The 11,955-nt window shown below is 65.4% G+C and carries 8 protein-coding genes; 6 read left to right on the top strand and 2 right to left on the bottom strand.

Going from position 1 to position 11,955, the window contains the following annotated elements; translation table 11 throughout:
• The first annotated feature begins 106 nt into the window (after window positions 1-106).
• The 4 genes from Q0C59_RS07320 (at window position 107) to zapE (ending at window position 6,942) form a co-directional block, all read left to right on the top strand.
• A complete protein-coding gene (locus Q0C59_RS07320; RefSeq protein ID WP_291213628.1) occupies window positions 107-2,998 on the top strand; it encodes a 2-oxoglutarate dehydrogenase E1 component in 2,892 nt (963 codons plus the stop codon).
• A gap of 82 nt (window positions 2,999-3,080) precedes the next feature.
• A complete protein-coding gene (odhB, locus tag Q0C59_RS07315; protein ID WP_291213626.1) occupies window positions 3,081-4,340 on the top strand; it encodes a 2-oxoglutarate dehydrogenase complex dihydrolipoyllysine-residue succinyltransferase in 1,260 nt (419 codons plus the stop codon).
• 63 nt (window positions 4,341-4,403) lie between these two features.
• On the top strand, window positions 4,404-5,831 hold the full coding sequence (gene lpdA / locus Q0C59_RS07310) for a dihydrolipoyl dehydrogenase (RefSeq protein WP_291213624.1): 1,428 nt from the start codon (window positions 4,404-4,406) through the stop codon (window positions 5,829-5,831).
• 13 nt (window positions 5,832-5,844) lie between these two features.
• Window positions 5,845-6,942, top strand: a complete 1,098-nt coding sequence (gene zapE / locus Q0C59_RS07305; RefSeq protein ID WP_291213622.1) for a cell division protein ZapE — start codon at window positions 5,845-5,847, stop codon at window positions 6,940-6,942.
• A 36-nt stretch (window positions 6,943-6,978) separates the two neighbouring features.
• On the opposite strand, the gene Q0C59_RS07300 is transcribed toward zapE, so the two are convergent.
• On the bottom strand, window positions 6,979-7,737 hold the full coding sequence (locus Q0C59_RS07300) for a PP2C family serine/threonine-protein phosphatase (protein WP_291213620.1): 759 nt from the start codon (window positions 7,735-7,737) through the stop codon (window positions 6,979-6,981).
• A 52-nt stretch (window positions 7,738-7,789) separates the two neighbouring features.
• Between Q0C59_RS07300 and Q0C59_RS07295 the strand changes: the two genes are divergently transcribed.
• Window positions 7,790-9,886: an ATP-dependent DNA helicase gene (locus tag Q0C59_RS07295; protein ID WP_291213618.1), complete on the top strand. Its 2,097-nt coding sequence runs from the start codon at window positions 7,790-7,792 to the stop codon at window positions 9,884-9,886.
• On the opposite strand, the gene Q0C59_RS07290 is transcribed toward Q0C59_RS07295, so the two are convergent.
• Window positions 9,849-10,655 carry an outer membrane protein assembly factor BamD gene (locus Q0C59_RS07290; protein ID WP_291213616.1) on the bottom strand — a complete coding sequence of 269 codons (807 nt, stop codon included), beginning with the start codon at window positions 10,653-10,655 and terminating at the stop codon, window positions 9,849-9,851. The genes Q0C59_RS07295 and Q0C59_RS07290 overlap by 38 nt on opposite strands.
• A gap of 97 nt (window positions 10,656-10,752) precedes the next feature.
• Between Q0C59_RS07290 and Q0C59_RS07285 the strand changes: the two genes are divergently transcribed.
• Window positions 10,753-11,742, top strand: coding sequence for an RluA family pseudouridine synthase (locus Q0C59_RS07285; RefSeq protein WP_370654284.1), 990 nt, complete (start codon window positions 10,753-10,755; stop codon window positions 11,740-11,742).
• Window positions 11,743-11,955 lie beyond the last annotated feature (213 nt).

Below are 11,955 nucleotides of genomic sequence, written 5' to 3'. Positions count from 1 at the left end.
GTCCTTCCACAGTCACTGTCGCATCCGCATAACGGTCAAGCCGTGCAGCGGAAGGTTTTTCTAACCAGCTAATGTTTCCTGCAGGGAAACGGAGGTCAGCGGATTTATGAGCGATTCCCCATCGACCGGGGGCAACGTCTATGTTGCCTACAAGAACAACTCGTACCTCTTCGGCGGCAACGCGCCCTACGTGGAAGAGATGTACGAGAACTACCTCGCCAATCCGGGCAGCGTGCCCGACACATGGCGAAGCTATTTCGATGCACTGCAGCACGTGCCAGCCGGCGACGGGTCCGACGCCCGCGACGTTCCGCACCAGCCGGTCATCAACGCATTTGCCGACCGCGCCAAACAAGGCGGCACCAAGGTCGTCATCGCCGCTGGCGCTGATTCCGACCTGGGCCGCAAGCGCGTCGCCGTCCAGCAACTGATCGCCGCGTACCGCAACGTGGGTGCCCGCTGGGCCGACCTCGATCCGCTCAAGCGCGCAGAACGCGACAACATTCCCGAGCTCGACCTGTCGTTCTACGGCTTCGCGGACGCCGATCTCGAAACCATTTTCAACACGAGCAACACCTTCTTCGGCAAGGAGACGATGTCTTTGCGCGAGCTGCTCAATGCCCTGCGTGAAACCTACTGCGGCTCCATCGGTGCCGAGTACATGTACATCACCGACCAGAACCAGAAGCGCTGGTGGCAGGAGCGCCTGGAGAGCACGCGCTCAAAGCCGGCCTACAACGCCGAGAAAAAGAAACACATCCTCGATCGGCTGACTGCAGCCGAAGGCCTCGAGCGTTTCCTGCACACAAAATACGTGGGCCAGAAGCGCTTTTCGCTCGAAGGGGGTGAGAGCTTCATCGCGTCCATGGACGAACTGATCCGCCAGGCGGGCCAGATCGGCATCCAGGAAATCGTGATCGGCATGGCCCACCGCGGCCGTCTGAACGTGCTGGTGAACACCCTGGGCAAGATGCCCAAGGACCTGTTCGCCGAGTTCGACCATACCGCTCCTGAAGACCTCCCCTCCGGGGACGTGAAGTACCACCAGGGCTTCAGCTCCGACGTGACCACCCCCGGTGGCCCGGTCCACCTTTCGCTGGCGTTCAACCCATCTCACCTGGAGATCGTCAACCCCGTGGTTGAAGGCTCGGTGCGCGCCCGCATGGACCGCCGTGGCGATCCGCTGGGCAAGCAGGTGCTGCCCGTGCTGGTCCACGGCGACGCGGCCTTTGCCGGCCAGGGCGTGGTGATGGAAACGCTGGCGCTGGCCGAAACGCGGGGTTACTCCACCGGCGGCACGGTGCACCTGGTGATCAACAACCAGATTGGTTTCACCACCTCCGACCCGCGCGACAGCCGCTCCACGCTGTACTGCTCCGACGTGGTCAAGATGATCGAGTCGCCGGTGCTGCACGTGAACGGTGACGACCCCGAAGCCGTGGTGTACGCCACCCAGCTTGCGCTCGAATTCCGCATGGCTTTCCAGAAGGACGTGGTGGTCGACATCGTGTGCTTCCGCAAGCTCGGCCACAACGAGCAGGACACACCGAGCCTGACCCAGCCGCTGATGTACAAAAAGATCGCAGCCCACCCCGGCACGCGCAAGCTGTACGCCGACAAGCTGGTCGCCCAAGGCTTGGGCGAGACGATCGGTGACGACATGGTCAAGGCTTACCGCGCCGCACTCGACGACGGCCGTCACACGGTCGACCCGGTGCTCACCAACTTCAAGAGCAAGTTCGCGGTCGATTGGAGTCCTTACCTCAACAAGAAGTGGACCGACAGCTCCGACTCCGCCATTCCCATGGCCGAGTGGAAACGCCTCTCGGAGCGTCTCACGACGATCCCGGACAGCGTCTCGCCGCACCAACTGGTGAAGAAGGTGTACGCGGACCGTGCGGCCATGGGCCGGGGCGAGATTCCGGTGGACTGGGGCATGGGCGAGCACATGGCGTTTGCCTCGCTGGTGGCCAGCGGCTTCCCGGTGCGACTGTCGGGCGAAGACTGTGGCCGTGGCACGTTCACGCACCGCCATGCCGTGATCCACGACCAAAACCGCGAGAAGTTCGACGAGGGCACCTACGTGCCGCTGCAGAACGTGGCCGACAACCAGGCGCCGTTCGTGGTGATCGATTCGATCCTGTCCGAAGAAGCGGTGCTGGCCTTCGAGTACGGCTACGCCTCGAACGACCCCAATACGCTGGTGATCTGGGAAGCGCAGTTCGGCGACTTCGTCAACGGCGCCCAGGTGGTGATCGACCAGTTCATCGCTTCCGGCGAAGTGAAGTGGGGCCGCGTCAACGGCATCACGCTGATGCTGCCGCACGGCTACGAAGGCCAGGGCCCCGAGCACAGCTCGGCGCGCCTGGAGCGCTTCATGCAGATGGCGGCCGACACCAACATGCAGATCGTGCAGCCCACCACGGCCAGCCAGATCTTCCATGTGCTGCGTCGCCAGATGATCCGCGGGCTGCGCAAGCCGCTGATCATCTTCACGCCCAAGTCGTTGCTGCGCAACAAGGACGCGACCTCGCCGCTGTCCGAGTTCGTCAAGGGTGGCTTCCAGACAGTGATCCCCGACCAGAACGCCGACGTGGCGAAGAAGGCCGACAAGGTCAAGCGCGTCATCTGCTGCTCGGGCAAGGTGTACTACGACCTGGTGAAGAAACGTGAAGAGCGCGAGTCTGACGACGTGGCGATCCTGCGCGTGGAGCAGCTCTATCCGTTCCCGCACAAGGTGTTTGGTGCCGAGCTGCGCAAGTACCCCAACGCCACCGACATCGTGTGGTGCCAGGACGAGCCGCAGAACCAGGGCGCCTGGTTCTTTGTGCAGCACTACATCCACGAGAACATGCTCGACGGTCAGAAACTCGGCTATGCCGGGCGCGCGGCCTCGGCGTCGCCGGCAGTGGGGTATTCCCACCTGCACCAGGAGCAGCAGAAGAACCTGATCGAAGCCGCCTTCGGCAAGCTCAAGGGCTTCATCCTCACCAAGTAAGCCGCTCCAGCCGCCCGGCCCGCGATGTTGAATCCCGGGTGGGCTGGCTCAGCGCAGTCCGAAACAAACAGGTAGAAGAAATATGGCAATCGTAGAAGTCAAAGTCCCGCAGCTGTCCGAATCGGTGGCCGAAGCCACCATGCTGCAGTGGAAGAAAAAGGTCGGCGACGCGGTGGCGGTCGACGAAATCCTGATCGAGATCGAGACCGACAAGGTCGTGCTGGAAGTGCCCGCGCCTTCGGCCGGCGTGCTGGTCGAAATCTTGCAGGTCGACGGCGCCACAGTGGCGGCCGAGCAGCTGATCGCGCGCATCGACACGGCCGCCGTGGCCGGTGCTGCTGCGCCTGTCGCCGCCGCAGCGCCCGCTGCTGCTCCAGCGCCTGCCGCAGCGGCTGCGGCCGTCGCGTCCACCAGCAAAGCCGGTGTGGCCATGCCCGCCGCAGCCAAGCTGATGGCCGACAACAACCTCGCCTCGGGATCGGTGCCCGGCACGGGCAAAGACGGCCGTGTGACCAAAGGCGACGTGTTGTCGGCCGTGGCCGCACCCAAGCCGGCCGCCGTGGCCGCACCCGTGGCCATTCCCACGGGCGCACCCGCCAAGGTGCTGCCGCAGGTGCCGGTGGTGGCTCCCGATCTGGGCGACCGCCCGCAAGAGCGTGTGCCCATGACCCGCCTGCGCGCCCGCGTGGCCGAGCGTCTGCTGCAGTCGCAGTCGACCAACGCCATCCTGACCACCTTCAACGAAATCAACATGGCCCCGGTCATGGAGATGCGCAAGAAGTTCCAGGAGAAGTTCGAGAAGGAACACGGCGTGAAGCTCGGCTTCATGAGCTTCTTCGTCAAGGCTGCAGTGCACGCGCTCAAGAAGTACCCCGTCCTGAACGCATCGGTGGATGGCAACGACATCGTCTACCACGGCTTCTTCGACATTGGCATCGCGGTGGGTTCGCCGCGCGGCCTGGTGGTGCCCATCCTGCGCAACGCCGACCAGATGAGCTTTGCCGACATCGAGAAGAAGATCGCCGAGTACGGCCAGAAGGCCAAGGATGGCAAGCTGGGCATTGATGACATGACCGGGGGCACCTTCTCCATTTCCAACGGCGGCACCTTCGGCTCCATGATGTCCACTCCCATCATCAACCCGCCGCAGTCGGCCATTTTGGGCGTGCACGCCACCAAGGACCGCGCCATGGTCGAAAACGGCCAGGTCGTGGTGCGCCCCATGAACTACTTTGCCCTGTCCTACGACCACCGCATCATCGACGGCCGCGAGGCCGTGCTGGGCCTGGTGGCCATGAAAGAAGCGCTGGAAGACCCAGCCCGCCTCCTGTTCGACATCTGATCGGCAACACCCTCTGCCAACGCCCCGACAGGGGCGTTGGCCTTTTGAATCCAGGAATCCAACATGTCCCAAACATTTGACGTCGTCGTCATCGGCGGCGGCCCCGGTGGCTACATCGCCGCCATCCGCGCAGCCCAACTCGGTTTCAAGGTCGCCTGCATCGACGAGTGGAAAAACGCCGCTGGCGGCCCGGCCCCGGGTGGCACCTGCACCAACGTCGGCTGCATCCCGTCCAAGGCGTTGCTGCAGTCCTCGGAGCATTTCGACCACGCCAACCACCACTTTGCCGACCACGGCATCACCGCCACCAACGTCAAGATCGACATCGCCAAGATGATCGGTCGCAAGGACACCGTGGTGAAGCAGAACAACGACGGCATCCTGTACTTGTTCAAGAAGAACAAGATCAGCTTCTTCCACGGTCGTGGCTCGTTCGCCAAGGCGGTGGAAGCCGGCTACGAAATCCAGGTCACGGGTGCCAAAGAAGAACTGCTGACCGCGCGCCAGATCATCGTGGCCACCGGTTCCAACGCACGCGCCTTGCCCGGCACCCCGTTCGACGAAGAAACGGTGCTGTCCAACGACGGCGCCTTGCGCCTGGGCGCCGTGCCCAAGAAGATGGTGCTGATCGGCTCCGGCGTGATCGGTCTCGAAATGGGCTCGGTCTGGCGCCGGCTCGGGTCGGATGTGACCATTCTCGAAGGCCTGCCCACCTTCCTGGGTGCGGTGGACGAGCAGATCGCCAAGGAAGCCAAGAAGGCGTTCGACAAGCAGGGCCTGAAGATCGAACTGGGTGTGAAGGTCGGCGAGATCAAGACGACCAAAAAAGGTGTGAGCGTGGCCTACACCAACGCCAAGGGCGAAGCCCAGTCGCTGGACGCCGACAAGCTCATCGTCTCCATCGGGCGTGTGCCCAACACCATCGGCCTCAATGCCGAAGCCGTGGGCCTGCAGCTCGACGAGCGCGGCGCCATCGTGGTCGACGCCGAATGCCGCACCAACCTCAAGGGCGTGTGGGCGGTGGGCGACGTGGTGCGCGGCCCCATGCTGGCGCACAAGGCAGAAGAAGAGGGCGTGGCCGTGGCCGAACGCATCGCCGGCCAACACGGTCACGTGAACTTCAACACCATCCCCTGGGTGATCTACACCAGCCCCGAGATCGCCTGGGTGGGCGAGACCGAGCAGCAGCTCAAGGCTCGTGGCGCCGCCTACAAGGCCGGTACCTTCCCGTTTCTCGCCAACGGCCGCGCACGCGCGCTGGGCGACACCACCGGCATGGTCAAGTTCCTCGCTGACGCCGTCACCGACGAGATTCTGGGCGTGCACATCGTCGGACCGCAGGCCAGCGAGCTGATCGCCGAGGCTGTGGTGGCCATGGAGTTCAAGGCCAGCGCCGAAGACATCGCGCGCATCTGCCACGCGCACCCCTCGCTGTCGGAGGCCACGAAAGAGGCCGCGCTGGCGGTGGACAAGCGCACGCTGAATTTCTGAACCGGCACCGGTTTTGAGCGTTCGCAGCACCTACGAAGCCGCGCTGAAAGAGCGCGGCTACACAACCGACCCCGCCCAGCAGCGTGCCATCGACGCGCTGGAGCGGTGCGCCACCGAGTGGACGGCTTACAAACAGCGCCGTTCCAACTCGCTCAAAAAGCTGTTCATCAAGCCCGAGATTCCGCGCGGCGTGTACATGTTCGGCGGCGTGGGCCGGGGCAAGAGCTTCCTGATGGACTGCTTCTTCAACGCCGTGCCCCTGAAGCGCAAGACGCGCCTGCACTTTCACGAGTTCATGCGCGAGGTGCACCGCGAACTGCGCGAACTGCAGGGCACAGTGAACCCGCTGGACGAACTCGGCCTGCGCATCGCCAAACGCTACAAGCTGATCTGCTTCGACGAATTTCACGTGGCGGACGTGACCGACGCCATGATCCTGCACCGTCTGCTGGATGCGTTGTTCAAAGCCGGTGTGGGCTTCGTCACCACGTCGAATTTCCACCCCGATGGCTTGTACCCCGACGGCCTGCACCGCGACCGCATCCTCCCCGCCATCGAGCTGCTCAAGGAGCGGCTGGAGGTGCTGAGCGTGGACAACGGCACCGACTACCGCCAGCGCACGCTCAACCACATCGAGCTCTACCACTGCCCGTTGGGGCCACAGGCCGAGGCGTCAATGGAGGCCACGTTCAACGAGTTGGCCGAGGCGGGCGACCAAGACCCGGTGATGCAGATCGAATCGCGCCAGATCAAGGCCGTGCGCCGCGCCGGCGGCGTGATCTGGTTCGATTTCCGCACCCTGTGCGGCGGGCCGCGTTCACAGAACGATTACCTGGAGATCGCCACTCAATTCCACACGGTGATGCTGTCCAACGTGCCGCAGATGCAGGTGCGTCAGGCGTCAGAGGCGCGACGATTCACCTGGCTCATCGACGTGCTCTACGACCGCCGCGTCAAGCTGGTGATGTCGGCGGCCGTGCAACCCGAAGAGCTCTACCTCGAAGGCCCGATGTCGCACGAATTCCCGCGCACTGTGTCGCGCTTGAGCGAGATGCAGTCGGAGGAATTTCTGGCGCTGGAGCACCGGGTCGTGGACACCGGCCTGACCTGAACGTCGGTGCGGGCAACGAGGCCCGCTGCGCGGGCCTCAGGTCAGAGGTTCCAGCTTCACGATGACGATCGACAGGTTGTCGCCCGCGCCCTTGGCGCGCGTGCGCGCTTTCTGGATAAGGAACTCACACGCCTCGCGCGGCGACAGCATGGCGATCGTGCTGGCGAGTTCTTCGGGCGTGAAGTAATGCCACACCCCGTCACTGCAGGCCATCAGCGATTCGCCCGGCATGAGTTGGGGCACCACGTGCAGGTCCACCGGTGGGTCGTTTTCGGTGCCCAGGCAGCCCATGAGGATGTTGGCGTGCGGGTGGTCCAGGGCGCCCTGCTCGCTCAGCTCGCCCTGGTTGACCAGGGTCTGCACGTACGAATGGTCCATGGTGCGGAACACCATGCGGCCATTGCGGAAGTGGTAGACCCGCGAATCGCCTGCGTGCACCCAGTGGCTCTCACCGTCGGGGTCAATCAGGAAGGCGGCGATCGTGCTGTGCGGTTCCTGCTCGGCCGACACGGCGGTGAGCTTGATCACCAGGTGCGACTCTTCAACGATCTGGCGCAGCAGGGCCGAAGCGTCATCGGTGTCCGGGTCGTAGCGTTCAAACAACTGGCGCGCCGTGAGCATCACCTGGTCTGAGGCCTTGCGCCCGCCGCTGCGCCCACCCATGCCGTCGGCCAGCACGGCCAGCATGCAACTGCTGTGACGCGGGTGGTTCAGCAGACAGACCTGGTCTTGCTGGTAATCGCGGTCTCCCCGGTGGATGCCGGTGGAAGCCTGGATGCGGTAGCCTTTGGACATATGAATCAATCGTTGTTCGGGTGCCGTTCGTTGCACGCAATGGTATCCAGTAATGTCCCGGTGGCACGGCACCGCCCGTGCGCCTTTGCACGCCGCTGGCGTGGTTGATCTCGTCCAGGGCGTGGCGGCCGCGTTTGCCGCAGACGGCCCACGCCCGGCCGCGCGCCCCGGTCTTCGCCCCCGGCCGGGCCAGCTGGAGATGGCGCTGGCCGTGGCGCAGGCCCTGCAGGCGGGTGAGCATCTCGCGGTGGAAGCCGGCACCGGCGTCGGCAAAACCTTTGCCTACCTCGTGCCGGTGCTGTTGAGCGGGCAGCGCGCACTGCTGTCAACGGCCACGCAAGCCTTGCAAGACCAGTTGTTCACGCGGGACATCCCGGCCGTGTCGCGTGCGCTGGGCCTGCCGGTGCGCGCGGCGCTGCTCAAGGGACGTTCCAGCTATCTGTGCCTGCACCGGTTGGAGCTGGCCAGAACGGTCGGGTCGACTGCGCAACGCGACCCGGCGATGGCCGCTGGCCTGGAACAGGTGCAGCGTTGGGCGCGCCTCACCCGCAGCGGCGATGTGGGCGAGCTGGACGGGCTGGATGAGCGTTCGCCGCTGCGCCCCCTGATCACGTCCACCCGCCACAACTGCGTGGGCACCACGTGCCCGCAGGCAGCGGCTTGTCACGTCAATCTTGCGCGGCGACAAGCGAGCGAAGCCGACTGGGTGGTGATCAACCACCATCTCTTCTTTGCCGATCAGGTCATCCGCGAAACCGAAGCCGTGGACTGGTTGCCCGAGACCGGCGTGGTGGTGCTGGATGAGGCGCACCAGCTCAACGACACCGGCGTGCAGCTGTTGTCCCGGTCCATCGCTTCGGACCACCTGCGCGACCTCGCGCGCGAACTCGGCGTGCAAGGCCAGGCGTGGGCGCGTGGGCTGCGGCCCTGGGCACACCTGGCGCTCAACCTCGATCAAGCGTGCCGCGCCTTGGGCTCAGTGCATCGAGACACCGCCACCCGGAGCCGCAGCGCGTGGAACAACGCGACACCTGTCGGGCTGGCTCCTGACGCCTGGCTGCAGGCGGTCTCGGGTCTTGACCAGGCTTTGACGGCTGCGCTGGAGGCCGTGTCGGCCACCGCACAGAGTGCAGCCGAACTAGCCCGCCTGCTGGACCGTATCAAAACGCTGCAGAGCACCTGGAGCCACCTGGCGCCGGGCGGCCCGAGTCCGGTGGACGCCACCAGCGTGCGCTGGATGGAGTGGGGCGCTGACCGATCCTGGCGCATGGTGCGTGCGCCGCTGGACAGCGCTGCACGCTTCAGCCGGCTGGTGCCCGGTTCAGGCGCTGCAGCCAGAAGCTGGATCTTTGCCTCGGCTACGTTGGGCCATGACGATACGTTGGATTGGTTCACACGCGGCCTGGGTCTGGCGGACCACCCCACATTGCGCACCTTGCGGGTGGCCAGCCCGTTCGATCACGGCGAGCAAGCATCGCTTTTTGTGCCGCACGACCTGCCCGAGCCGTCCGATCCCGCGCACACGCCCGTGCTGGCGGCGCGGGTGGCGCAGTGGGCGACGCGACTCGGCGGCCGTACGCTGGTGCTGACCACCACACTGCGTGCGGCCTCGCGCATGGCCGAGGCCTTGAACGAGGAAGTGTTGCAAGGCCGTTGTGCACCGGTGCAGGTGCTGGCCCAGGGGCGCTTGTCGCGCGCGGCGCTTCTGGCCCGGTTCAGGGCGGCCGCTTCAACCGGGCACGGCGCCATCCTGGTGGCATCGGCGTCGTTCTGGGAAGGGGTGGACCTGGCTGGCGAAGCGCTGCAGTTGCTCGTGATCGACAAGCTGCCGTTCTCTTCGCCCGACGACCCCTTGATGGCCGCACGTGCGGCACGCCTGGAGGCGCAGGGTCTCAAGGCTTTTGGTGATGCGTACTTGCCCGAGGCCGCCATGGCCTTGAAGCAGGGAGCGGGCCGCTTGATTCGAACCGAAACCGACCGCGGCGTGCTGGTGATCGGCGACCGCCGTCTGCTCACCCGCAGTTATGGCCTTCAGTTGCTGGGCAGCCTGCCACCGATGCGCCGTGTGGTGGACGAGGCCGACATGGGAGCAGCGCTGGACGCGCTGGTGCTCACCAGATCTTCCACCAGGGCTCGTCCTTGCTCTTGAAGCCCTGGCTGAGGTACTCGCTCTGCGGGTAGTTGGCCTGCATCACGCGGCGGGCATCGTCGCGCAACTGGGTCATTCCCAGCGCGTCGTACGACTGCACCATGATGAACAAGGCTTCTTCCAGCGCGGGGGCGTTGGTGTACTCGTTCAGCGCGGTCTGCGCGCGGTTGATCGCCGCCACATGGGCGCCGCGGCTGAGGTAGTAACGGGCCACATGCACCTCGTACTGCGCCAGAGAGTTGACGATGTAGGTCATGCGCAGGCGCGCGTCGGGCGTGTAGCGCGAGTCGGGGAAGCGTGTGCTCAGCTCGCGGAACGCCTCGAACGACTCCTTCGCAGCCTTCTGGTCGCGCTCGGAGAGGTCCTGCCGGGCCAGCGCGCCGAACAGGCCGAGGTTGTCGTTGAAGTTCACCAGGCCCTTGAGGTAGAGCGCATAGTCCATGGCCGGGCTGGCCGGGTGGAGCTTCTGGAAACGGTCGATGGCAGCGAGGGCCTGGGCTGGCTCGCTGGCCTTGTAGTGGGTATAGGCTTTGTCGAGCTGGGCCTGCTGTGCCAGCGGGGTGCCGGCGGCGCGGCCTTCGAGCTTTTCAAGCAGGGTCACAGAGCGTTCGAAGTTGCCGGCCGCGCGCTCGTCGGTGGCTTCGCTGTAAATGCGGTTGGGGCTCCAGTTCGCGGTTTCGTCTTTGGGCTTGGTGCTGCCACAAGCGCTCAGCAGCAGCGCTGTGCCCAATGCACCAGCGGTCAGGGCCGATAATCTGAACGTCAACATAACGAACTCACCTTCACAACGGAACGACGGATTGAAAGCGCAAAGTATATCGACGGGGGGTGAGTCGCTCGGTCTGGCAGCAGACACGGCCCATGACGTGGCAACGGGCGCTGACGAATGGGCGCTGGAGGTGGAAAAGCGGATTTGCGCGGTGCCGGTCGGCATGCACGGCTGGCGCATCGACCGCGCACTTGCCCAGCTGATCCCCGAGTTTTCCCGCTCCTACCTGCAGCAGCTCATGGCCGACGGCGCCGTTGAGGTGCGTGGTGTTGCCCAGAGCAAGCCGTCGGCACGCATCGCAGCGGGAGACCAGCTGCACGTGGAACTGCGCCCGACCCAGCAGGCCCAGGCCTTTGTACCCGAGGCGATGGCGCTGGACGTGGTGTTCGAAGACGCCGACTTGCTGGTGATCCACAAGCCGGCCGGGCTGGTGGTGCACCCCGCGGCAGGCAACTGGACCGGGACTTTGCTCAACGGCCTGCTGGCCCACCACGCTGGCGCTGCCAGCCTGCCGCGCGCGGGCATCGTGCACCGGCTCGACAAGGACACCTCGGGCCTGATGCTGGTGGGCAAAAGCCGCCAGGCGGTGGAAGCGCTGGTGCGCGCCATCGCCGCGCGCGAGGTGAGCCGGCAGTACCTGGCCCTGGCGCATGGTCGCTGGAAGGGCAAGGAGGACCAGCATGTGGATCAACCGATCGGGCGCGATGTGCACAACCGCCTGCGCATGGCGGTGGTGCGGGTCGAAGGCGGCAGCAGCAAGACCGCGCAGACCACAGTCCGCCTGCTCGACACTTGCGACCAGGCCAGCCTGGTGGCCTGCAAGCTGCACACCGGGCGGACCCACCAGATCCGGGTCCACATGGCCTGGCTGGGTCATCCGCTGGTGGGCGACTCGCTGTACGGCGGGCGCCCGCTGTGGGGCATGGCCCGCCAATCGCTGCACGCGGCGCGCCTGGAGCTCAAGCACCCGATCACTGGACAGCCCCTGTTGTTTCGCTCCACGCCGCCGGCCGACATGCTGCTGGCGGTCGAATCCAGCGGGCTCCATTACAATGCGCAGAGCTGGGACAGCGAACCGGCGGCCTGAAGCCGCACCATCCGCCGCGGGTGGTTTGCGCAAAACCCTTCACCCCGACCTTCGCCCAGCCGCCCGATTTCACCGCCCGACCCAGAGCCCATGCCCGGGTTCTGCAGGATCCAGCCGATTTGCCCCGACCCGACGGTCGCGCCCGCATGCCACATGGCCCGCGGCTCCATCGCACCGTTCGCCTTCCGCACCGTCCCGGCCACCAACCGGTTT

The organism is Hydrogenophaga sp., assembly GCF_022844385.1.
Classification (GTDB): Bacteria; Pseudomonadota; Gammaproteobacteria; order Burkholderiales; family Burkholderiaceae_C; genus Hydrogenophaga.
The sequence above is the reverse complement of the archived record's forward strand: the minus strand, read 5'-3'. Positions and strand labels throughout refer to the sequence as shown.